We start from the raw sequence: 20,883 nt of genomic DNA, 5'->3' as shown, positions 1-20,883 counted from the left end.
CGCCCATGTCCTCCGCTTTCGGCGCCGAAACGGTGCTTGAGGTCCGTCACTGGACCGATGCCTACTTCAGCTTCACCACCACCCGCGACAGCGGTTTCCGCTTCGAGAACGGCCAGTTCGTGATGATCGGCCTGGAAACCGAGGCGCGACCGCTGCTGCGCGCCTATTCCATTGCCAGTGCCAACTGGGAAGAACAACTGGAGTTCTTCAGCATCAAGGTGCAGGACGGCCCGCTGACCTCGCGCCTGCAGCACATCAAGCCGGGCGACAAGGTACTGGTCGGCAAGAAGCCCACCGGCACCCTGCTGATCAGCGACCTGCATCCCGGCAGGAACCTGTACCTGCTGGGCACCGGCACCGGCCTGGCGCCGTGGCTGTCGGTCATCAAGGACCCGGAAACCTACGAGCGCTTCGAGAAGGTGATCCTGTGCCACGGCGTGCGCTACGAAAAGGACCTGGCCTACCGCGATTACTTCGAGAGGGAACTGCGTGAGCACGAGTTCCTCGGCGAGATGATCGGCGACAAGCTGCTGTACTACCCGGCCGTCACCCGCGAGCCGTTCGCCAACCAGGGCCGCCTGACCCAGCTGATGGAGAGCGGCGAGATGCAGCGCACCCTCGGCCTGCCGGAACTGAGCCCGGAAAACGACCGCGCGATGATCTGCGGCAGCCCGCAGATGCTGGCCGATCTTCGCACCGTGCTCGATGCCCGGGGTTTCCAGGTTTCGCCGCGCATCGGCCAACCGGGCCACTACGTGTTCGAACGCGCGTTCGTCGAGAAATAACCCGTCGCATCTGTAGAGCCGAGCCCGCGCTCGGCTTGCGCGCGGCGCGCGCCCTCGAAGTCAGCCGGAAAAGCAGCCGAGCGTGGGCTCGGCTCTACAGCAGCGCTTCGATCGCGCTGCGCAACTGCTCCGGCCGGGTGGTGGGCGCATGCCGCGACACCACCTGCCCCTGGCGATCGACCAGGAACTTGCTGAAATTCCACTTGATGCGGGCACTGCCGAGCAGGCCACGCTTTTCGTGCGTCATCCAGGCCCACAACGGATCAGCGCCCTCGCCGTTGACCTCGATCTTCTCTGAAAGCGGAAAGCTGACCGGATAGTCCAGCGAACAGAACTGCCGGATCTGCGCCGCGTCCCCCGGCTCCTGCGCGCCGAACTGGTTGCACGGGAAGCCGATCACCACCAGGCCGCGTTCGCGGTAGTCCTGCCACAGCTGTTCCAGCCCGGTGTACTGCGGGGTGAACCCACAGCGGCTGGCGACGTTCACCAGCAGCAACGGGTGGCCCTGATAACGGGCCAGCGCCTGTGGATGGCCGTCGAGGTCACGGAAGCTGAAATCGTAGGCGGTGGTCATGGTGGCGGGCCGAGGGCGGTGAATGCATGGTACCCGCGCCCGGAGCCGGCAACATGCCTTTTGACACAAGTGCGGGCGCCGCCGGCCGGGTTACCCTCGGGCCCTTGTTTGCCTTACCGGAGTTCCTGCCTTGACCACCCGCCTTGCCCTTGCCGTGGCCATGTCCCTCGGCCTTGCCCTGCCCGCCTTCTCGGCCGGCGCCGCCACCCCGGCTGCCAGCACCCATGCCCAGCAGGCCAATCCGTTCTTCGCCGAAAGCCCGCTGCCCCTGCATTATCCGCAGTTCGACAGGATCAAGGACAGCGACTTCGCCCCGGCCTTCGACGCCGGCATGGCGCAGCAGCTGAAGGAAGTGGAAGCGATCGCCAACAACAAGGCCAAGCCGACCTTCGACAACACCATCATCGCCCTGGAAAAGAGCGGTGACATCCTCGACCGCGCGACCACCGTGTTCTTCAGCCTGGTCGGTGCCGATACCAATGACACCCGCAAGAAGCTGCAGGCCGACTACTCGGCGAAGTTCGCCGCGCACAGCGATGCGATCGCGCTGAACGGCAAGCTGTTCGCCCGCATCCAGGCGCTGTACGACACCCGCGGCCAGCTGGGCCTGGACGCCGAAGGCGTACGCCTGGTCGAGAAGTACTACGACAACTACGTGCGCGCCGGTGCCAAGCTGTCCGAAGCCGACAAGGCCAAGCTGAAGGAGATGAACGCCGAGCTGGCCAACCTGGGTACCAAGTTCAGCCAGAACGTGCAGTCGGAAGTGAACGCTTCGGCGATCACCGTCGACGACGTCAAGGAGCTGGACGGCCTGTCCAAGGAGCAGATCGCCGCCGCCGCCGAAGCTGCCAAGGCCCGCGGCCAGGACGGCAAGTACGTGATCACCCTGCTCAACACCACCGGCCAGCCGCCGCTGACCAACCTGGCCAACCGCGCCCTGCGCCAGAAGATCTACGAAGCGTCGGTCAGCCGTGGCAGCCGTGGCGGTGAGTTCGACAACACCGCGCTGGTCTCGCGCATCATGCAGCTGCGTGCCGACAAGGCCAAGCTGATGGGCTTCCCGAACTTCGCGGCCTACAACCTGACCAACCAGACCGCGAAGACCCCCGAAGCGGTCAACGCGATGCTGGGCAAGCTGGCTCCGGCCGCCGTGGCGAACGCCAAGCGCGAAGCTGCCGACCTGCAGGCGATGATCGACCAGGAACAGAAGGCGGCCGGCAAGCCGACGTTCAAGCTGGAACCGTGGGACTGGGCCTTCTACAGCGAGAAGGTGCGCCAGGCCAAGTACAACTTCGACGAGTCGCAGCTGAAGCCGTACTTCGAAATGAAGAACGTGCTGGAGAACGGCGTGTTCCATGCCGCCAACCTGGAATTCGGCCTGACCTTCAAGCAGCGCACCGACCTGCCGGTCTATCACGAAGACGTCACCGTCTACGACGTGTTCGATGCCGACGGCAGCCAGCTGGCGATCTTCATCTTCGACCCGTATGCACGCGCCTCCAAGCGCGGTGGTGCGTGGATGAACTCCTACGTCTCGCAGTCCAAGCTGACCGGCTTCAAGCCGGTGGTCGCCAACCACCTGAACATCCCGAAGCCGCCGGCCGGCCAGCCGACCCTGCTGACCTGGGATGAGGTGAACACCACCTTCCACGAGTTCGGCCACGCCCTGCACGGCATGTTCTCCAACGTGAAGTACCCGTACTTCTCGGGCACCTCGGTGCCGCGTGACTTCGTCGAGTTCCCCTCTCAGGTCAACGAGATGTGGGCTGACAACCCGGTCATCCTGAAGAACTACGCCAAGCACTACCAGAACGGTTCGGCGATGCCGCAGGCGCTGCTGGACAAGGTGCTGGCGGCGGCCAAGTTCAATCAGGGCTTCGCCACCACCGAGTACCTGGGTGCGGCCATGCTGGATCAGCGCTGGCACCAGATCGGCCCGGACCAGGTGCCGGCAGCCAAGGACGTGATGGCCTTCGAGCGCGCCGCACTGGAGAAGGACGGCATCTACTACGCTCCGGTTCCGCCGCGTTACAGGACCCCGTACTTCAGTCACATCATGGGCGGCTATTCGGCCGGCTACTACGCCTACATCTGGTCGGAAGTGCTTGATGCCAACACCCAGAAGTGGTTCAAGGACAATGGCGGCCTGAGCCGCAAGAACGGCGACCACTTCCGTGCCACCCTGCTGTCCAAGGGCGGCAGCGTCGACGCGATGCAGCTGTTCCGCGATTTCGCCGGCCACGAGCCGCAGATCGAACCGCTGCTGGAAAAGCGTGGCCTGACCGGCGCCGGCAACTGATCGCCTGCGCGCTAGCGTGAAACGAAAACCGCCCGGGAGACCGGGCGGTTTTTTTGTTGTGGTTGGGGTCAGAGCCCTTTTCTGTGAAAAGGGATCTGACCCCGGGGTCTCCGACCCCGCGCTGGCTTCATCGCGGCGCCACGTACCCGCCCGGCACGCCTTCCGGCGACAGCACCAGCTGCCACAGCTGCGCATGCCGGCAGCGGAAGGTGGCCATCGACCCGGCCAGGTAGAAGCGCCACATTCGCCGGAAGTGCTCGTCGTAGTGCGCATCCAGCCGCGGCCACGCTGCTTCCACGTTGCGCCGCCATGCCTGCAGGGTCAGGTCGTAGTCGGTGCCGAAGTTGTGCCAGTCTTCCAGCACGAAACGGCCTTCGAACGCCCGGGTGATCTGCGCCGCCGACGGCAGCATTGAGTTGGGAAAGATGTAGCGCGCGATCCACGGATCGGTGCGATGCCGGGAGATGTTGGTGCCGATGGTGTGCAACAGCAGCAGGCCGCGCGGCGACAGGCAACGCTTGGCCACCTCGAAAAAGCCCGCGTAGTTCTTGTCACCGACGTGCTCGAACATGCCGATCGAGAAAATCGCATCGAACGGTTCGTCCAGCTCGCGGTAGTCCTGCAATCGAATCTCGATCGGCAGGCCCGCGCACAGGTTCCGCGCGAACTCGGCCTGCTCCTGCGAAATCGTCACGCCGACGCCACTCACACCGTAGCGCTCAGCGGCGAACTTCAGCGCTTCGCCCCAACCGCAGCCAATGTCCAGCACGCGCTGGCCCGGGCGCAGGCCCAGCTTTCGGCAGACCAGGTCGAGCTTGGCTTCCTGTGCGGCGTCGAGATCATCGGCGTTGCGCCAATAGCCGCAGCTGTAGACCAGGCGCTGGCCGAGCATGGCCTGGTAGAGATCGTTGCCCAGGTCGTAATGACGGCGCCCGACCTCGTAGCTGCCCTGCCCCGCCTGCAGGTTGAACAGGCGCGCCTTCAGCGCATCGGCCACTTCGCGCCAGCCGTGCACCCGTTCATCCAGGTGCGCCTGCATCAGGTGGGCGAGGAATTCATCCAGGACGTTCGCATCCCACCACCCTTCCATGTAGCTCTCGCCCAGGCCGAGCGAGCCTTGGCCCATGACCCGCGCGAAGAAGCGCGGGTCATGCACCTGGATGTCCTGTGGCTGGGTACCGCCGATGCGGACCCCGGCTTCGTGGAGCAGGCCGGCGACCCGCTCCTGCAACCCTGTATCCACGTCACCTCCTCGACTGCGGTCAACCGCGTGCGAACAGCTCCACGTAGTCCTTGGCCACGTGCGGCAACAGCACCGCCGCCGGTACATCGGCGGTCTGGGTGCCGTCCGAGTATGGACCCACCTGGTACGGAGGGAAAACAAAGCGCAGCGCGGTGATCTGCCCCTTGTCGTCGGTCAGTGGCTGGAACTGGCTGAAATTGTCGGCCTGCGGGCCAGTACCGTCGGCGATCATGCGCGATGCGTTGCGCAGCGATTCCTGCAGTTGGGCCGGGTCCATGTCCTCGCCGCTGAGCCGCGTGGCCACGCGTTCGCGCAGCTGGTCGGCGACGAACTCACTGATCACCTTCCAGCCCTTGGCATCGGCCACCAGCTTGTCGGCACTGAGCATCTGCTGCTGCTGCGGCAGCCATACGAAGCGCGCCACCAGCGGTTCGCCATGGGCGCCACCGGTATAGCGGCTGCCATCAGCACTGACCACCACCAGCTGCGGGGTCTCCAGCAGCTTCTCGAAGCTCAGCGACAGCTCGTAGGGCATGGTCGGCTTGTCGTTGCCCAGCCCGTCCAGCGCCTGCTGCAGGTCACTGCGTGCACTCGTCGCGTAGCTCTGCAGGGCGCGGGCCAGACCTGGGTAACGGTCGATACCGGCCGGGTAGCTGATGCCCACCACTTCGCGCTCGTTGTTCTCGATCACGTCGCGCAGGTCCAGCGGCGCTTCCGTGGCTGGCGTCTCGCCGGCGGCGGTGGCTTCGGCGGCGGGCGCCGCGTCGGTCACCGGCGTCGGCTCGCTTTCACGCTGGCAACCGGCCAGCAACAGCACGCCCACCACGCCGGCCAGCACGCTGACGTGCAGTGGCCGGTTGTTTCCAATCTTCATCGGGATCCCCTGTTCATGTTTGTACATCATCGCCTGCCATGGCTGAAGCGTGGCCCGCTGGCACTCAGCCAACGAGCAGGTCGTGGTACTCCTCGTGCTGCTGCAGGAAGGCCTCGGCGTAGGAACATGCCGGCACCACCTTGTACTTCTGCTCGCGGGCGAAACGCAGTGCCACGCGGGTCAGCTCACCGGCGATGCCACGGCCGGCGATCGGCTCGGGCACCTCGGTGTGGGTGATCACCATGCGCTTGCGCTTGATCTGGTAGTCCAGCACCGCCAGCTGTCCTCGCACACGGGCGGTGAAGCGGTGGTTGGCCAGGTCGTGTTCGACCTCGTAGGCCAGACCGGGGGGCGTGACCGAAGCCATGGAACTGTCTCCTGCGGCGACTGCGTGGATGGTGCGCAGCCGGGCGCCATGATCGCGTGAAGCCTGAACAGGGGCAAGTCCAGTCCATTCACGTCAGTTTTCGCCCTCAAGTTGGAGGGTCGCCGGCCGCTATCGCCTATGGCGGGGTACGGCCAGGCTGGCACGACCCTTGCGACCGTTGATCATGCGCACCACCGTGGAGGCTCCCATGCACGCCAGCGATTCCCATTCCGATACCGACCGCGCCCTGCTGGAGGGCCTGCTGCAACTGGCGGTGGAAGGGCAGACCGAGGATCAGGATTTCCAGCGCATCGGCGAGGAAGTATTCGCCCGCCTGCTGGATACCTACGGCCACACGACCCAGGCCTGAAACCGGATACGCCGGGGCCGGATCCACAGGATCCGACCCCGGCACGCTTCAGCCGCCCAGGCGGAAGGTCGGGTTGGAGAGTTCGCGCAGGAAGTGGTTGAAGATGCTCGGCTGCATGGCCAGCATGAAGATCACGCCGAACGCCGCACCTGCCAGGTGCGCGCTGTGGTTGATGCGGTCGCCGCCGCGCTTGTCCATCCAGATGCTGTAGCCGACGTAGAACGCGGCATAGATGATCGCCGGTGCCGGGATGAAGAACACCAGGATGATCGACCACGGCTTGATCAGGATGAAGGCGAACAGCACCGCCGACACCGCACCGGATGCCCCGAGGCTGAGGTAGTTCGGGTTCTTCTGGTTCTTCAAGTAGCTGGGCAGGATCGAGACCAGCAGCGCGCCGATGTAGAACGCCGGGTAGGTCAGGTAGCTGCCGGTCAGCTGCACCATCACGCTCTCGATGAATCCCCCGAAGAAGAACAGGGTGATCATGTTGAAGATCAGGTGCGACCAGTCGGCGTGGATGAAGCCATAGGTCACCAGCCGGTCGTACTGGCGATGGCGGTCGACGGCCGGCGGCCACAGGATCAGGCGATCGGCCAGCTTGCGGTTGTTGAACGCCATCCACGACAGGATGGCGGTGATGGCGATCAACAGCAGATTGACGGGGGTCATGTCAGGCTCAGGCGCTACGGTAGTTGTCGACCATACGATAGCGTTTCGCGTACCAACCGAAGGCCAACGCCGCGACGAAGGCGAAACCGGCGAAGAAGAACATCAGGAACGCCGCTTCGCTCAGGCCCGTACTGGCAATCCTGTGGGTCACGGCATCGTTGCGCACGGCAGCGTTCGACAGCAGCACCCACAGGTTGCCGATGGTGGTGGTCAGGTTCCAGAAGCTCATCACCACACCCTTCATCGCCTGTGGCGCCTGGCTGTAGGCGAACTCCAGGCCGGTGGCCGAGACCAGCACCTCACCGAAGGTCAGCAGCGCATACGGCAGCATCTGCCAGAAGATCGACATGGCGTTGCCGCCGTCCATCACCACCTGGATGCCGCCGACCACGATCCAGGCCAGGCCGCTGAAGGCGATGCCGGCGGTCATGCGGCGCAGCGCGGTCGGCTCAAAGCCGAAGCGGCGCAGGGCCGGGTACAGCACCAGGTTGTTGAACGGAATCAGGATCATCACCAGCAGCGGGTTCAGCGCCTGCATCTGCGAGGCGGTGAACCAGCTCGGCATCTGCATCTGCTGGCCCTGCAGGACCCAGGTCGAGGCCTTCTGGTCGAACAGCGAGAAGAAAGGCGTGGTCAGCGCGAAGATCACCAGCACGCGCAGCACCGAGCGCACGCCTTCCACGGCTTCGGCCGGATGCTGGCCACGGGCGCGGTCCAGCTGCAACCAGGTACCGCCACCGATGCCGGCGAGGATGGCCACCAGCGCCAGGCACAGGCAGATCACGATGCCCAGCGAGCCGACCAGGCCGAACGAGGCCGCCGCCAGCGCCAGGCCGAGCACGGCGATCACCAGGCCCGGACGGCCCTGGCCGGCCACGCGCGTGGTCAGCGCGGTACGCACCACGTTGGCGAACGAATGCGGATCCTTCGGCGGCAGCGGCACCAGCACGTAGCGCTTGCGGCCCAGCCAGAACACGAAGGTAGCAATGAACATCAGGATGCCCGGGATACCGAACGCCCACTGCGGCCCCCAGTTCTTCAGTGCCAGCGGGATCAGCAGCGAGGCGAACAGCGAGCCGAAGTTGATGATCCAGTAGAAGGCGTCGAAGACGATCTTGGCCAGGTGCTTGTTGCTCTGGTCGAACTGGTCGCCCATGAACGAGGCCACCAGCGGCTTGATGCCACCGGCACCCAGCGCGATCAGGCCCAGGCCGAGGAAGAAGCCCTCGCGGCTGTTCTCGAACAGCGCCAGGCACAGGTGGCCGGCGCAGTAGACCAGGCTGAACCAGAGGATCGTGTGGTACTTGCCGAAGAACCTGTCGGCCAGCCAGCCACCGAGCAGCGGGAAGAAATACACGCCGATCATGAAGCTGTGCATGATGTCCTTGGCTTCACCGGCACGGCCTTCCGCAGTGATTTCCTGCAGCAGCAGCGAGGTGATCAGGAACTGCACCAGGATGTTGCGCATCCCGTAGAAACTGAACCGTTCGCAGGCCTCATTGCCGATGATGTACGGAATCTGGCGCGGCATCTTTCCTTGGCCGGCGATGGGGGCGACTGCGTCGTGGCTCATCCTGTAAGGCATTCCTGCAAAGCGAAAGGCGCAAGGTTACCGGAACCGGGGCTTGCGAAGCACGCTGCAGGGCTGCATGACAACGGTGCCAATCCGTGGCAGGCAGTGCAGGCCCTGCCGGAAGTCACGGCACCTGCACGGCAAAAGCGTAAACTTATCGTTATGCGCCCCCTCGCCCCCGCCCGCCTCCTGCTCAGCTGCCTTGCGCTGTTGCTGGCATTGCAGGCGCAGGCACGACCACAGGCGCCGGCCGCCGTTGCCAGTGAGAGCGAACCTCGGCAGCTGACGGTAGCCGCGCTGGAGCTGCCCAGCCGCGATGACGCGCAATGGAAGCAGCGCCGCGAGCAGGTCGCACAACTGCTGACCGACCTGCAGCCGGACGTGATCTCGGTGCAGCAGGTGCTGCAGCAGCAAGGCCGCAACCCGGCCTGCTGGCTGGCCAGCCGGCTGCGCTACAGCTGCGACTTCGTCACCGCCGACCCACCCAGCCAGCCACTGCGCCATGGCAACGCCATGCTGACCCGGCTGCCGGTGAGCGAGGACGGCGTGACCCTGCTGCATCCTCCCGGCACCTTCAGTGCGGCCGGCATGATGCGGCTGAAGCTGGGCGAGGCGCTAGTCAACATCTATGTGGCGCGGCTGCGCCCGGACCCGGACGAGGCCACTGCCCGCCAACACCAGACCAGCGACCTGATGACCTGGATCGGCGCCACCGCCGAAGGCATGCCGAGCCTGATCGCGGGCGACTTTTCGGCCAGCACGGTGGAGCTGGTGCGGAGCACGCCCGGCTTCCAGCCGGCACGGCGCAATCCCGGCGGCCGCCCCGAGCCGCCTGCGGCCAGTGGCGGCGGCGCCAGTGGCCACGGCTTGGACGTGCTGTTCCAGGTCAAGCACTTCGGCGGCATCCGCCAGCAGCCGATCCTGCTGCCCGCCGACGGCGACCTGCCCGGACTGCGCCTGGGCGTGTTGGCAACCCTGCGCCTGCAGGACGCTACGGCCACGGCGGAATAGGTCGTGCCGGGATCCTGCAACAGAAAAGGCCGGGGTCTCCCCCGGCCTTTCCACTCATCCCGTGACCGCGATCAGGCGATCGCTTCCTGGTAACGGCGCTCGACTTCATTCCAGTCGATGACGTTGAAGAACGCGCCGATGTATTCCGGGCGGCGGTTCTGGTACTTCAGGTAGTACGCGTGTTCCCACACGTCCAGGCCGAGGATGGGGGTGTTGCCTTCCATCAGCGGGCTGTCCTGGTTGCCGGTGCTCTCGACCACCACCTTCTTGTCCGGGGTCACGCTCAGCCACGCCCAGCCGCTGCCGAAACGGGTCAGCGCCGCCTTGGTGAAGGCGTCCTTGAACTTGTCGAAACCGCCCAGGTCCTTGTCGATGGCCTTGGCCACGTCACCCACCGGGTTGCCACCTGCGTTCGGGGCCATCACGGTCCAGAACAGCGAGTGGTTGGCATGGCCACCACCGTTGTTGCGCACCGGACCCTGCAGGTTCTCCGGCAACGACTTGAGCTTCTTCACCAGCTCTTCGACCGGCAGGTCAGCGTATTCGGTGCCTTCCAGCGCCGCGTTGACGTTGTTGATGTAGGTCTGGTGATGCTTGGTGTGATGGATTTCCATCGTCGCCGCATCGATATGCGGCTCCAGCGCGTCGTAGGCGTAGGACAGCTTGGGCAGGGTGTAGGCCATGATGCATCTCCTGATTGCGAGGGCACCCGACGATGTCGGGCGGTGCGCGTGAATGATGGGGACAGACCCGCAGATTACCAAGGGGGATGTAAAGGAAATTGCGTCCTGCCAGTGAGCACGACGGCAATTGTTACGCAGCAGTGACGCGGCACCCTCCTCATGCGCCATGCAGCGCGCAGGCGCTACAGTGCATGTACCACCCTCGCCCGCCCCTGCCCATGCGCAACCCCCGGCTGCTGATCACCGCCATCGCCCTGCTGCTGCTCGGCCTGGTCGCCAACCATTTCCTGCAGCGGCCGCCGGCGCCACAGTTCGCACCGGACCTGCAGGGAACACCGACCGCACGGGCCCCTGCCACGGCAACGCCCGGACGGGACAACGGCCTGCCCGCGTTCCTGCCCACCGAAGCACGCCAGACCATTGCCCTGATCCAGCGAGGCGGTCCATTCCCGCACCGCCAGGACGGCACTACCTTCGGCAACCGCGAGCAGCAGCTGCCACAACGTCCGCGTGGCTACTACCGCGAGTACACCGTCGACACCCCCGGTGCACGCACGCGTGGCACGCGCCGCATCGTCACCGGCGGCGATCCGCCGGAGGCGTGGTACTACACCGACGACCACTACGAATCGTTCCGCAGCTTCACCGTACCGGCCCAGGGAGCGCAGTGATGAGCCACGATGATTTCGGCCTCGGCCTGCATGACATCAACAATGCCGGCGTCTATGCCATCGACAGCGATGACATCGGCGCACTGGCCGCAGCAATGCGCGATGCCAGCCTCAAGGTGATCCGCATCGATCTGGAAGGCGTGACGGACAAGCGCACCCTGCTCGCCCGGCTCGCCGCGCAACTGGATTTCCCGGCCGGTTTCGGCGGCAACTGGGATGCACTGTCGGACAACCTGCGTGATCTGCAATGGCTGCCAGCCAACGGCTACGCGCTGTTCCTGGCCGACGTGGATGCACTGCGTGCCAACGCACAGAAGGACTTCGACACCCTGCTGGACGTGATGGATGAAGCCAGCCGCGATTGGGTCGGTCGCGATGTGCCATTCTGGGTGTTCCTGTCACAGAGCGCGTAAGGGCAACGCCCTGATAGAGGCTGACCTTGGTCGGCATTGGCGTGCCCCCATGGATCATCCACGCATGGCGTGGATCTACCCGGCGCAGCTGGATGCACAGTAGATCCACGCCATGCGTGGATGCGCCGTCCTAGCGGCTCCCGTTGTCTTCCTGCAGTTCCTTCTTGAACGGAATGTCCGGCGGCGGCCGTGCCACGGCCGGCTGGTCCTGCATGTTGGGGTTGGTCAGGCCACAGCCACCGCCGGCCTGCAGGATCGAAATGACGCAGGAGATCTTCGAGTTGGTGCCCGGCAACGGAATCTCCATCGCCTTGACGCCCTTGCGCACCCATTCGGCCAGCAGCGATTCCTGCGGCACCCAGTACTTGTCGAACGAGGTCGGCGTGTAGTCGTAGGGCGGGCGCTTCAGCCAGGTGCCCGATTGCGCGATGCGCTCCTTGCTCCAGCCGTCGTTGGCGCCACCGGGCGCACCGCGCTCGGCGTGGCCATCGCCGTCCTGGCCCGGCACGCGCACGCTGCCATCGGCATTGAACAGGCCATTGCCCTTGCCGGCAGTGCTGGCCTGGCGGGCGCCACTGCTGGCACCGTTACGGTTACGGCTGGATGAACCCCAGTCGTCGCCCTTGGCAGGCGTGGCCCAGTTGCCTGGATTGGGCGCCGGGCGCGCTCCGGCGTTTGCCGTGCTGCTGGAGGCCGACGGACGCGTGCTGCTGCTCGTCTGCGCCGCGCTGCCTTGCGCCGCAGCCGCAGGCGTCACGGAGGCACTGCCACTGGAGGATGCCGGTGCCGCCGCCGGTGCCGGGGCCACTTCACGCTCCCGCACCTGTACATCACGGCCGGTGGGCGCGCGTACGGCGGGCTCACGCCCGGCCACCGCCGCCATCCGCACCTGCGGATCGGCTACGGCCTGCACTTCACGTTCACGCACCTGCACGTCCTGCTGTGGCACGCGCACCTGCATTTCAGGGCTGCGCAGCGGTTTGGGTGCGACGGGCGCTTCGACGATGCTGACTTCGCGTTCGCGCACCTGGATGTCACGCACCTGCGGCGTGCGCACGGCCAGTTCCGGGCTGCGCATCTGGCTTGGCGTCGGCGGCGCCTGCACCGGCTGCACGCTGCGCTCGCGCACAACGGGCGTGCTGTCACGCGGTACGACGCTGACTTCGGTTCGAGGCACGCTGACCGGCGGCACCACGAAATCCGTGCTGGCCTGCGCCACCTCGGTGGCCTGGACCGGTGAAGGCGGCGACGCGGCAACCGGCGCCGGCTCGGCTTCGGCAGGCGGCGGAGGAACACTGGCGGTCGGCGCGGATGCAGGGGAAGATGCGGCGGCTTCGGCAGCCGCCGGGTGCGGGGCAGGAGCTGTGGCGGCACCCGTCTGCTGCCCCGTCGCAACCCGACCTGCCGCAGCGGCCGCAGCGACTTCGGCGCCTGGCTGATCGCCCCCGCCTTCCTGGGTCGCGCGGCCGACGAACTCCACCTGCACGCGCTCACCCTCGGCACCCTCTTCGTCTGGCGCAGTGGTGCGGATCACCGCCACCCACAGCAGCAGCATGAAGAACAGCAGGTGCAGCAGTGCGCTGATCAGTGCCGAGGTCCAGCGCATCCAGCGCTGGTCGCGCGGCGCAGCGTCCCAGTCCTGCCAGAACAGACGGCGCAACGCTTGCCACAGCGACAGCTGCGGCGATTGGCCTGGCCGGCCGGGCAGCGGACGCGGCAGCAACACCGCAATTACTTCGCCGGCATGCAACGGCCGCGGCAGCGGCCCCAGCGAGCGCAGCCACAACGCCCAGCCATAAGGCAGGCGCGTGGTCTTCTCAAGGACGGCGCGGGGCTGCTGGCGGGCCAGCAGCAGATCGATGAGTTGCTCGGCCCGGGTCAGAGGCACGCGTCAGCGATCAGGCGACGTTGTCGCGCGGAATGTACGGCGCGTGGCCGCTGTCGTGGTCGGTCGCGTCGCGCACGGCGGTCACGCCCGGCACGCGGCCCATCAGGGTCTTTTCGATGCCCTGCTTGAGCGTCACGTCGGCCATGCCGCAGCCCTGGCAGCCACCACCGAAGCGCAGCAGCACCACGCCGTCGGCCGAGACTTCCTGCACGGCCACCTTGCCGCCATGCGAGGCCAGCTGCGGATTGACTTCGTTCTCCACCACCCAGTGCACGCGCTCGACCAGCGAGGCCGCATCACCGGGCGCTTCACCCTTGATGCGCGGCGCCTTGATGGTCAACTGCTGGGCACCGGCGGTGCCGGCGACGATGTCGATCTCTGCGCCGTCGAGCCAGCCAACGCTGCCGGCATCGACATAGAGGGTGAAGCCATCGCAGTCCACCGCCCACTCGTCGCCCAGCAGGTCGGTGGGTTCGGCGAATTCCAGCCGGGCGTCGGCGCGCGGGGTACCGGGGTCGACCGCGCTCAGGCGCACGCCCATGCCAGGCACGCCCTCGCGTTCGATCAGCTTGCGGAAATGGGTCTGGGCAGTGTCGGAGATCTGGATCATCAGGCTATTCTAGCCAAGTAAGCGTCAGCCGCTCATTCGGTTTATACACCGTCCGGCGCATTGTTCAGTCAACACGAGGTGGAGATTCCCATGGCCGACCTGATTCCACTGGCCCAGGCCCGTTGCGTGCCACGCAAAGGCAGCGACCACAAGCTCGGCGAAGCCCGCCTGGCCGAACTGCTGCCGCAGGTTCCCGGCTGGGAGCTGAGCGAGGGCGGGCAGGCCCTGACGCGCACCTTCCGCTTCAAGGATTACTACGCCACCATGGCCTTCGTGAACGCGCTGGCCTGGATTGCCCATCGCGAGGACCACCACCCGGACCTGGGCGTGCACTACGACCGCGCGGTTGTGCGCTTTTCCACCCATGACGTGGGCGGTCTGAGCGAGAACGACTTCATCTGCGCGGCAAAGACTTCGGCCCTGACGGAGCAACTGCCATGAACGTACGCTTGCTGAGCCTGTCCCTGATCGCTGCGACCGGCCTGGCCGGCTGCGGCTCGTCCGAACCGCCGGCACCACCGCCGCCACCGCCGACCGAAGTCGCAGCAGTGAAGACGCCGCCGCCGCAGTACCCGCTTGAACTGGCCTGCATGGGCGTGGGCGGCACCAGTACGTTCAAGGTGACCATCGGCACCGACGGCAAGCCGAGCGAGGTCGCCCTGCTGACTGGCGCGGGCAACCCGCAGCTGGACGAACTGGCCAAAACCGCCGTGCAGGGCTGGCAGTTCAAGGCCGCGACACGCAATGGCCAGCCGGTGCCGGCCACCATCCAGGTGCCGGTCAGCTTCAACCCGCCGCAGCCGAAGCCGGACCAGTGCTTCGCCATTGAAGAGCGCCTGCGCCGCGGCGGCTGATCGCACGCAACCCGACGAGGCCAGCCGGCGCCCGCCTCGCCCTCGCCGCCCCGGTCCTGTCCGGGGCGGTTGTCTGTTGACCAGGACTGCGTCGGTAGATGCTGCAGATTCCCGCCGAAAACATCTGGATTGCGCTGGCGGTCACCCTCGCGGCCGGCCTCGCCACTGCGATCGGCAGCCTGCTGGTGCTGTTCTCGCGCCGCCCCAACCCGCGCCTGCTGGCCTTCGGCCTGGCCTTCGCCGGCGGCGCGATGGTCTATGTGTCGCTGTCGGAAATCCTCAACAAGTCCATTGCTTCGTTCGCACTGGCCCATGGCGAGCGCACCGGTTTCACCTACGGCACCCTCGCGTTCCTGCTGGGCGTGATCGTGATCGTGATGATCGACCACTTCATTCCCAACCCGCATGACAGCCTGGACAAGCAGGATCCCGCGTTCCGCGAGAACAGCCGCGAGTACCTGAAGCGGGTGGCGCTGCTGACTTCCGTCGCGATCACCGCGCACAATTTCCCGGAAGGGCTGGCGACCTTCTTCGCCACGCTGGAAAGCCCGTCGGTGGGCATGCCACTGGCCCTTGCGATTGCCATCCACAACATCCCCGAGGGCATCGCGATCGCGGTGCCGGTGTACTTCGCCACCCAGAACAAGGCCTATGCGTTCAGCGCCAGCCTGCTGTCGGGCCTGGCCGAGCCGGTGGGCGCCGCGCTCGGCTACTGGTTGCTGTCCGGGTCGCTGTCGCACGCCACCTTCGGCTGGTTGTTCGGGCTGATTGCCGGCGTGATGGTGTTCCTGGCACTGGACGAGCTGCTGCCGGCCGCCAAGCGCTATGCGAAGGGCCACGAGACCGTTTATGGGCTGGTGGCGGGCATGGGCACGCTGGCGATCAGCCTGGTGCTGTTCAAATGGTGAGGGGTTTGCGGCCGACGGGCTGAGCCCCTTCGCGGCTGGTACGTCCCACAGTATCGAGAGGTCACGGGCGGGTATGGGCCTACGCTGCGGATGTCCGGGTCCGCCTTGTAGCGAGCCGAGCACCGCAGGTCCGGCGAGGGCGAAGAGGCGCGGGTGTCTGAGCGCAGCGAGTTCCGCGCCGTCCCTCGGCGGACCGAGGAGCGCAGGGCACCGGCGCGCGGCGCCGGCTCGCGGATGGCGGCGTGTTTCTTTGGTTACTTTCTTTGCACGAGCAAAGAAAGTGACAAGCCCACTCTCCGCAGGGAAGCGACGGCGCCGACCGAGCACCCGGCGCCGCCGAACCGCCGTCAGCGCAGACGGTCCAGCGCCTCGACCAGCTCATCCGCCAGCGGCGCGTTCAGCACATACGGGCTCTTGCCGTCGTCCAGTGCAAACTCCAGCGAGGCCGCGTGCAGGAACAGGCGCTTCAGCCCGATCTGCTCACGAAGCCGCTTGTTGACCGCAGGATCGCCGTATTTGTCGTCACCGGCCACCGGATGGCCCAGATGCTGGGCATGCACGCGGATCTGATGGGTGCGGCCGGTTTCGATGCGCACCTCGCAGTACGACTGGCCGCCGCGGCGCTCCAGCACCCGGAAGTGACTGATCGATTCCTTGCCGATCGCATTGACCTGTACATGGCGCTCGCCACCCTGGCGCAGGCCCACGTGCAGCGGCGCGTCGACGGTCATCACGCCGTCCGGCATGCGGCCGGCCAGCAGGGTCAGGTAGCGCTTGCGGATGCCGGCGCCGTGGTCTTCACGCAACAGCGCCTGCAGTTCGCTCAGCGCCGAACGCTTCTTGGCCACGATCAGCAGGCCCGAGGTGTCGCGATCCAGCCGATGGACCAGCTCCAGTGTCTGTCCCGGGCGCAACGCGCGCAGAGTCTCGATGGCACCGAAGCTGATGCCGCTGCCGCCATGGCTGGCCACGCCGGAGGGCTTGTTCAGGGCCAGCAGCCGGGCGTCCTCGAAGACGATGGCCTGCTCCAGGCGCCGCATGAACGCCTCTGGCGGGCCGGCCTTGTCTCCTTCCTCACTGAGACGGACCGGCGGCACACGCACCTCATCGCCCGCCTCCAGCTTGCGCTCGGCCTTGGCGCGGCCGCCGTTCACCCGAACCTGCCCGCTGCGCACCAGCTTGTACACCAGGCTGCGCGGGGCTCCCTTCAGCTGGCCGAGCAGGAAGTTGTCCACGCGCTGGCCGGCGCGGTCGGCGGGAACGGTGATCATGCGCACGGAAGGCTTGTCGCCAGCGGGTTTGGTCGGGTCTTGGGCGGTCATCAGGCTGTTTATTCTGTTACACTCGGGGGGCGAGATAAGGGATTGATTTCGTTGGAAGTTACTCAGGGCCAGAAGCCCAGCTTCCGACGAATCCGGCACAGTGCGCGACCACCGCCCGCGGGGCGGCCATGTTAGCGGCTCACCGGCCTTCCCGGCCATCGCCGGATGCCTGACACGCAACCGTGCTGAACATGTCCCGCGTGGCGCTCCAGCCTGGCTGACAGCTGCCTGCGGCCCTGCAACACCCAAAACCCATAAGAGTGAAGCGCTCCCGCGGCCTGCCGTGGTGTCGTAGCGCTGGAAACCCAAGCCGCCCTTCCCGCGCTTGCGCGAATGGGCGGCGAGCCGTGTCCAGAGGCGAAACCCCATGGCGTTCCGCGCGGTAGCCGCTTGCGAGGAACGCAACAATGAAGCGAATGCTGATCAACGCCACGCAGGCTGAAGAGCTGCGTGTTGCCATCGTGGATGGCCAGTCGTTGTATGACATCGACATCGAACAGCCGTCGAAGGAACAGAAGAAGTCCAACATCTACAAGGGCCGGATCTTCCGCATCGAGCCCTCGCTGGAAGCCGCCTTCGTCGAGTACGGCGGTGGCCGCCATGGCTTCCTGCCGCTGAAGGAAATCTCCCGTGACTACTTCCAGGCCGGTGTCGACCACAACAAGGCCGGCATCCGCGAGCTGCTGAAGGAAGGTCAGGAGATCGTTGTCCAGGTCGACAAGGAAGAGCGTGGCAACAAGGGCGCCGCCCTGACCACGTTCATCTCGCTGGCCGGCCGCTACATGGTGCTGATGCCGAACTCGCCCAGCGCCGGCGGCGTGTCCCGCCGCATCGAGGGCGAAGACCGTGCCGCGCTGAAGGAGGCCCTGGACAAGCTGAACATTCCCGACGACATGGGAGTGATCATCCGTACCGCCGGCGTCGGTCGCGATGCGGAAGAGCTGCAGTGGGACCTGGACTACCTGCTCAACGTCTGGCGCGCCATCGCCGAAGCCGCACTGAGCAAGCCGGCCCCGTTCCTGATCTACCAGGAATCGCGCCTGATCGTGCGCGCCCTGCGTGACTACCTGCGCGCCGACATCGGCGAGATCCTGGTGGACACCGAGGAGATGTACGAGCACGCCCGCGAGTTCATGCAGCAGGTGATGCCGCAGACCCTGCGCAAGCTCAAGCACTACAAGGACGACATCCCGCTGTTCAACCGCTTCCAGATCGAGTCGCAGATCGAAGGTGCCTACGAGCGCAACGTGCGCCTGCCGTCGGGTGGCTCGATCGTGGTCGACCAGACCGAAGCACTGACCGCAGTCGACGTGAACTCCTCGCGCGCCACCAAGGGCAGCGACATCGAGGACACCGCGTTCCAGACCAACCTGGAAGCGGCCGAGGAAGTGGCCCGCCAGCTGCGCCTGCGCGACCTGGGCGGCCTGGTGGTGATCGACTTCATCGACATGGCCTCCAACAAGCACCAGCGCGAGGTCGAGAATCGCCTGGCCAACGCGCTGAAGTACGACCGTGCCCGCGTGCAGGTCGGCCGCATCTCGCGCTTCGGCCTGCTGGAAATGAGCCGCCAGCGCCTGCGCCCGAGCCTGGGCGAATCCAGCCAGATCGTCTGCCCGCGTTGCGACGGCCACGGCCGCATGCGCAGCGTCGAGTCGCTGTCGCTGTCGATCATCCGCGTCGCCGAAGAGCACGCGATGAAGGAGAACACCGGGCAGGTGCTGGTCCAGGCGCCAGTGGAGATCGCCAACTACCTGTTGAACGAGAAGCGCAGCGCCCTGCGCGAGATCGAGCAACGCCACGAAGCGCCGATCGTGATCGTCGCCGACGAGCAGCTGCACACCCCGCACTATGCGGTCACCCGCCTGCGTGAGAACGAGCTCGGTGAAGAGAGCAGCAAGCCCAGCTACCAGCGCGGCACCCCGCGCAAGCTGCCGGTGCACGCCCTGACCAAGGGCCAGCTGAACATCCCGCCGCCGGCAGTGACCCAGGTCAAGCACACCTCTCCCGCCCCGGTGCGCGAGGAAGCGGCTCCGGCTGCAGTCGCTCCGGCTCCGGTCGTGGCAGCGCCCGTGGCGCCGGCTTCGAGCGGCGGCGTGATCGGTTGGCTCAAGCGCGTGTTCGGTGGCGAGCCGGCGCCGGCGCCGGCTCCGGCCGCCCCGGCTCCGCGCCAGCAGCAGGACGGTGGTCGCAAGGACCGCAACAAGGATCGCAACAAGGATCGCAAGGACCGTCGCGACGAAAACCGTGGCAACGGTGGCAACGGCAACGCGCAGCAGCAGAAGGATGGCGGCAACCGCAAGGACCGTGGTGAGCAGCGCAACAAGGACGGCCGCAACGGCAACAACGGCAATGCCCAGCAGCAGCCGCAGCAGGGCAGGCAGAAAGAACCGCAGCAGAAGGATGGCCAGCAGCAGCCGCAGCAGCAGCACAAGCCGCGCAACGAGCAGCAGGGCCAGAACCAGAACCAGCCGAAGCTGAAGCAGCCCAAGCAGCCGCGCCAGCAGCAGGACGGTGACAAGCCGGCCGAGAAGCCGCAGCGCAGCGTCGCCGAAGCCCCGGTTGAAGGTGTGACCGCGGCAGCAGCTGTGGCCGCCAACGCCGTCGCCGCCAACGTGGTGACCGCGCAGGAAGCCACTGCACCGGTCGCCCCGGTTGCCCCGGTGGCCGCCGCTCCGGTGGACGCAGTGCCGGTCGAGACCGCTGCCGGCGAGGCCGAAGTGGTTGCGGTTGCCGGTGAAGAGACTGCAGCCGACGCCCATGGCGAGCAGGCTGGCGAAGGTGCAACCCGCCGCCGTCGCGGCCGTCGTGGCGGCCGTCGTCGTCGTCGCGGTGGCGCCGAGAACGCTGCCGGTGGTGACGGCCTGGGCGATGACCAGGACGAGGGTGACGAGGGTGATGACGCCGAGGGCGTCGAGCCGAACGTCGACAGTGCCGCCCCGGCCACTCCGGTCGCCGCCGCACAGCCGACCCGTGCGCAGCCGGAATTCGATTTCGATGACGAAGCCGAACCGGTTGCTGTCGAAGCCGAGAAGCCGGTCCGTACTGCCGCCGCTGCTGTCGCCGCACCGGTGGCGGTGGTGAGCAGCGCCGTGGTCGAGACTGCCGCACCGATCACCGCCGAAGTGCCGGCGGCGGTTGAAGCCGCAGCCAAGGCAGAGCCGGTGTCCTCGCCGGTGCAGACCAGCATGCTCGATGCCATCGACGCAGCAACCCCGGCGCAACCGGTGGCTGTTGCCGCACCGGCGGTCGAAGCAAAGCCGGTCGCGGTGGAAGCAGCCCCGGTGGCTGAAGTCACTCAGGCGATCGAAGCGAAGCCGGCGGCAGTCGAGGCTGCACCGGTGGCTGAAGCCAAGCCGGCCGCTACCGAAGCCGCTCCGGTGGCAGAAGCCAAGCCGGAGATCGTTGAGGCTGCTCCGGTGGTTGAAGCCAAGCCGGTCGTCGAGACCGCGCCGGTGGCCGAACAGCCGGTCGCTCCGGTGGCAGTTGAAGCTGCACCGGTGGAAGCTGCGGCCCCGGTCGCCGATGCAGTGGTGACACCGTCGATCGATCCGGTCGCCGATGGCCACGCCGATGCGGCAGCCCAGGCGGCCGAAGCCAAGGCCGACGAAGAAGACGAAGAAGGCGCCAAGCGCACGCCGCCGGCGAACTGATCGCGCTTTGATCGCGTGAAAGAACGGCGGGGATCGATGATCCCCGCCGTTTCTGTTTGTGCGCCGGGCGCGTGCAGCGCTCTGGTAGAGGCCAACCCTGGTCGGCGCCGTTGTTG

20 protein-coding genes are annotated in these 20,883 nt (G+C 66.6%); 10 read left to right on the top strand and 10 right to left on the bottom strand.

Annotated elements, in window-relative coordinates; all coding sequences use genetic code 11:
• Window positions 1–5: 5 nt before the first annotated feature.
• Complete coding sequence (locus WDC87_RS10850) at window positions 6–785, top strand: ferredoxin--NADP reductase (protein ID WP_005417572.1); 780 nt, start codon at window positions 6–8, stop codon at window positions 783–785.
• Window positions 786–879: 94 nt separating this feature from the next.
• On the opposite strand, the gene WDC87_RS10845 is transcribed toward WDC87_RS10850, so the two are convergent.
• Window positions 880–1,359 carry a glutathione peroxidase gene (locus WDC87_RS10845; RefSeq protein ID WP_252745093.1) on the bottom strand — a complete coding sequence of 160 codons (480 nt, stop codon included), beginning with the start codon at window positions 1,357–1,359 and terminating at the stop codon, window positions 880–882.
• 130 nt (window positions 1,360–1,489) lie between these two features.
• On the opposite strand from WDC87_RS10845, the gene WDC87_RS10840 reads away from it, so the two are divergent.
• The gene (locus WDC87_RS10840; RefSeq protein ID WP_227836965.1) at window positions 1,490–3,658 is read left to right on the top strand and encodes a M3 family metallopeptidase; all 2,169 of its coding nucleotides are present in this window, start codon (window positions 1,490–1,492) and stop codon (window positions 3,656–3,658) included.
• 127 nt (window positions 3,659–3,785) lie between these two features.
• Here the strand turns inward: WDC87_RS10840 and cfa are convergent, their stop codons facing one another.
• Genes cfa through WDC87_RS10825 form a run of 3 tightly spaced genes read right to left on the bottom strand, consistent with a single transcriptional unit; the run spans window position 3,786 to window position 6,142 of the window.
• On the bottom strand, window positions 3,786–4,901 hold the full coding sequence (gene cfa / locus WDC87_RS10835; RefSeq protein ID WP_072168359.1) for a cyclopropane fatty acyl phospholipid synthase: 1,116 nt from the start codon (window positions 4,899–4,901) through the stop codon (window positions 3,786–3,788).
• 19 nt (window positions 4,902–4,920) lie between these two features.
• Complete coding sequence (locus WDC87_RS10830; RefSeq protein ID WP_088496687.1) at window positions 4,921–5,802, bottom strand: DUF3298 and DUF4163 domain-containing protein; 882 nt, start codon at window positions 5,800–5,802, stop codon at window positions 4,921–4,923.
• Window positions 5,803–5,839: 37 nt separating this feature from the next.
• Window positions 5,840–6,142, bottom strand: coding sequence for a GNAT family N-acetyltransferase (locus tag WDC87_RS10825; protein ID WP_252745092.1), 303 nt, complete (start codon window positions 6,140–6,142; stop codon window positions 5,840–5,842).
• A 208-nt stretch (window positions 6,143–6,350) separates the two neighbouring features.
• Between WDC87_RS10825 and WDC87_RS10820 the strand changes: the two genes are divergently transcribed.
• Window positions 6,351–6,512, top strand: coding sequence for a hypothetical protein (locus WDC87_RS10820; protein WP_162911592.1), 162 nt, complete (start codon window positions 6,351–6,353; stop codon window positions 6,510–6,512).
• 48 nt (window positions 6,513–6,560) lie between these two features.
• On the opposite strand, the gene WDC87_RS10815 is transcribed toward WDC87_RS10820, so the two are convergent.
• Both WDC87_RS10815 and WDC87_RS10810 read right to left on the bottom strand, forming a co-directional pair.
• The gene (locus WDC87_RS10815; protein ID WP_005417591.1) at window positions 6,561–7,184 is read right to left on the bottom strand and encodes a rhomboid family intramembrane serine protease; all 624 of its coding nucleotides are present in this window, start codon (window positions 7,182–7,184) and stop codon (window positions 6,561–6,563) included.
• A gap of 7 nt (window positions 7,185–7,191) precedes the next feature.
• Window positions 7,192–8,757 (bottom strand): oligopeptide:H+ symporter, encoded by a 1,566-nt coding sequence (locus tag WDC87_RS10810; protein ID WP_061477998.1) that lies wholly within the window; start codon window positions 8,755–8,757, stop codon window positions 7,192–7,194.
• A 162-nt stretch (window positions 8,758–8,919) separates the two neighbouring features.
• On the opposite strand from WDC87_RS10810, the gene WDC87_RS10805 reads away from it, so the two are divergent.
• Window positions 8,920–9,768 carry an endonuclease/exonuclease/phosphatase family protein gene (locus WDC87_RS10805; RefSeq protein WP_072168362.1) on the top strand — a complete coding sequence of 283 codons (849 nt, stop codon included), beginning with the start codon at window positions 8,920–8,922 and terminating at the stop codon, window positions 9,766–9,768.
• 71 nt (window positions 9,769–9,839) lie between these two features.
• Here WDC87_RS10805 and WDC87_RS10800 read toward each other — a convergent pair whose 3' ends face one another.
• Window positions 9,840–10,451 carry a superoxide dismutase gene (locus WDC87_RS10800; protein ID WP_005410310.1) on the bottom strand — a complete coding sequence of 204 codons (612 nt, stop codon included), beginning with the start codon at window positions 10,449–10,451 and terminating at the stop codon, window positions 9,840–9,842.
• 218 nt (window positions 10,452–10,669) lie between these two features.
• On the opposite strand from WDC87_RS10800, the gene WDC87_RS10795 reads away from it, so the two are divergent.
• Both WDC87_RS10795 and WDC87_RS10790 read left to right on the top strand, forming a co-directional pair.
• Window positions 10,670–11,122, top strand: a complete 453-nt coding sequence (locus WDC87_RS10795) for a ribonuclease domain-containing protein (RefSeq protein ID WP_061478000.1) — start codon at window positions 10,670–10,672, stop codon at window positions 11,120–11,122.
• Window positions 11,122–11,535, top strand: coding sequence for a barstar family protein (locus WDC87_RS10790; protein WP_088496677.1), 414 nt, complete (start codon window positions 11,122–11,124; stop codon window positions 11,533–11,535). The genes WDC87_RS10795 and WDC87_RS10790 overlap by 1 nt, the downstream gene beginning before the upstream one ends.
• Window positions 11,536–11,665: 130 nt before the next feature.
• On the opposite strand, the gene WDC87_RS10785 is transcribed toward WDC87_RS10790, so the two are convergent.
• Together WDC87_RS10785 and WDC87_RS10780 are read right to left on the bottom strand one after the other, a co-directional pair.
• Window positions 11,666–13,423: a hypothetical protein gene (locus tag WDC87_RS10785; RefSeq protein ID WP_252745091.1), complete on the bottom strand. Its 1,758-nt coding sequence runs from the start codon at window positions 13,421–13,423 to the stop codon at window positions 11,666–11,668.
• Between the two features lie 10 nt (window positions 13,424–13,433).
• Window positions 13,434–14,033, bottom strand: coding sequence for an NfuA family Fe-S biogenesis protein (locus tag WDC87_RS10780; protein ID WP_049417239.1), 600 nt, complete (start codon window positions 14,031–14,033; stop codon window positions 13,434–13,436).
• A 90-nt stretch (window positions 14,034–14,123) separates the two neighbouring features.
• Here WDC87_RS10780 and WDC87_RS10775 point away from each other — a divergent pair, with 90 nt between their 5' ends.
• The 3 genes from WDC87_RS10775 to zupT all read left to right on the top strand — a co-directional run bounded on the left by WDC87_RS10775 (window position 14,124) and on the right by zupT (window position 15,795).
• Entirely contained in the window at window positions 14,124–14,474 is a 351-nt protein-coding gene (locus tag WDC87_RS10775; RefSeq protein ID WP_021203009.1) for a 4a-hydroxytetrahydrobiopterin dehydratase, read from the top strand.
• Window positions 14,471–14,887 carry an energy transducer TonB gene (locus tag WDC87_RS10770; protein ID WP_005417613.1) on the top strand — a complete coding sequence of 139 codons (417 nt, stop codon included), beginning with the start codon at window positions 14,471–14,473 and terminating at the stop codon, window positions 14,885–14,887. Before WDC87_RS10775 ends, WDC87_RS10770 begins: the two co-directional genes overlap by 4 nt.
• Before the next feature lie 98 nt (window positions 14,888–14,985).
• Window positions 14,986–15,795, top strand: coding sequence for a zinc transporter ZupT (gene zupT / locus WDC87_RS10765; protein WP_252745090.1), 810 nt, complete (start codon window positions 14,986–14,988; stop codon window positions 15,793–15,795).
• A 347-nt stretch (window positions 15,796–16,142) separates the two neighbouring features.
• On the opposite strand, the gene WDC87_RS10760 is transcribed toward zupT, so the two are convergent.
• Window positions 16,143–17,117 carry an RluA family pseudouridine synthase gene (locus WDC87_RS10760; RefSeq protein WP_252745089.1) on the bottom strand — a complete coding sequence of 325 codons (975 nt, stop codon included), beginning with the start codon at window positions 17,115–17,117 and terminating at the stop codon, window positions 16,143–16,145.
• A 407-nt stretch (window positions 17,118–17,524) separates the two neighbouring features.
• On the opposite strand from WDC87_RS10760, the gene WDC87_RS10755 reads away from it, so the two are divergent.
• A complete protein-coding gene (locus WDC87_RS10755; RefSeq protein WP_301655232.1) occupies window positions 17,525–20,767 on the top strand; it encodes an Rne/Rng family ribonuclease in 3,243 nt (1,080 codons plus the stop codon).
• Window positions 20,768–20,883: the final 116 nt, after the last annotated feature.

It is taken from the genome of Stenotrophomonas maltophilia group sp. Smal12 (assembly GCF_037079935.1).
Lineage (GTDB): Bacteria > Pseudomonadota > Gammaproteobacteria > Xanthomonadales > Xanthomonadaceae > Stenotrophomonas > Stenotrophomonas sepilia.
This window is presented reverse-complemented; position numbering and strand designations above follow the sequence as displayed.

Excerpts from the sequence above, each read along its gene's own strand:
- WDC87_RS10850 (WP_005417572.1), top strand. The coding sequence starts at position 6 with ATGTCCTCCGCTTTCGGCGCCGAAACGGTGCTTGAGGTCCGTCACTGG.
- WDC87_RS10845 (WP_252745093.1), bottom strand. The coding sequence starts at position 1,359 with ATGACCACCGCCTACGATTTCAGCTTCCGTGACCTCGACGGCCATCCA.
- WDC87_RS10830 (WP_088496687.1), bottom strand. The coding sequence starts at position 5,802 with ATGTACAAACATGAACAGGGGATCCCGATGAAGATTGGAAACAACCGG.
- WDC87_RS10825 (WP_252745092.1), bottom strand. The coding sequence starts at position 6,142 with ATGGCTTCGGTCACGCCCCCCGGTCTGGCCTACGAGGTCGAACACGAC.
- WDC87_RS10820 (WP_162911592.1), top strand. The coding sequence starts at position 6,351 with ATGCACGCCAGCGATTCCCATTCCGATACCGACCGCGCCCTGCTGGAG.
- WDC87_RS10815 (WP_005417591.1), bottom strand. The coding sequence starts at position 7,184 with ATGACCCCCGTCAATCTGCTGTTGATCGCCATCACCGCCATCCTGTCG.
- WDC87_RS10810 (WP_061477998.1), bottom strand. The coding sequence starts at position 8,757 with ATGAGCCACGACGCAGTCGCCCCCATCGCCGGCCAAGGAAAGATGCCG.
- WDC87_RS10805 (WP_072168362.1), top strand. The coding sequence starts at position 8,920 with ATGCGCCCCCTCGCCCCCGCCCGCCTCCTGCTCAGCTGCCTTGCGCTG.
- WDC87_RS10800 (WP_005410310.1), bottom strand. The coding sequence starts at position 10,451 with ATGGCCTACACCCTGCCCAAGCTGTCCTACGCCTACGACGCGCTGGAG.
- WDC87_RS10795 (WP_061478000.1), top strand. The coding sequence starts at position 10,670 with ATGCGCAACCCCCGGCTGCTGATCACCGCCATCGCCCTGCTGCTGCTC.
- WDC87_RS10790 (WP_088496677.1), top strand. The coding sequence starts at position 11,122 with ATGAGCCACGATGATTTCGGCCTCGGCCTGCATGACATCAACAATGCC.
- WDC87_RS10780 (WP_049417239.1), bottom strand. The coding sequence starts at position 14,033 with ATGATCCAGATCTCCGACACTGCCCAGACCCATTTCCGCAAGCTGATC.
- WDC87_RS10775 (WP_021203009.1), top strand. The coding sequence starts at position 14,124 with ATGGCCGACCTGATTCCACTGGCCCAGGCCCGTTGCGTGCCACGCAAA.
- WDC87_RS10770 (WP_005417613.1), top strand. The coding sequence starts at position 14,471 with ATGAACGTACGCTTGCTGAGCCTGTCCCTGATCGCTGCGACCGGCCTG.
- zupT (WP_252745090.1), top strand. The coding sequence starts at position 14,986 with ATGCTGCAGATTCCCGCCGAAAACATCTGGATTGCGCTGGCGGTCACC.
- WDC87_RS10760 (WP_252745089.1), bottom strand. The coding sequence starts at position 17,117 with ATGACCGCCCAAGACCCGACCAAACCCGCTGGCGACAAGCCTTCCGTG.
- WDC87_RS10755 (WP_301655232.1), top strand. The coding sequence starts at position 17,525 with ATGAAGCGAATGCTGATCAACGCCACGCAGGCTGAAGAGCTGCGTGTT.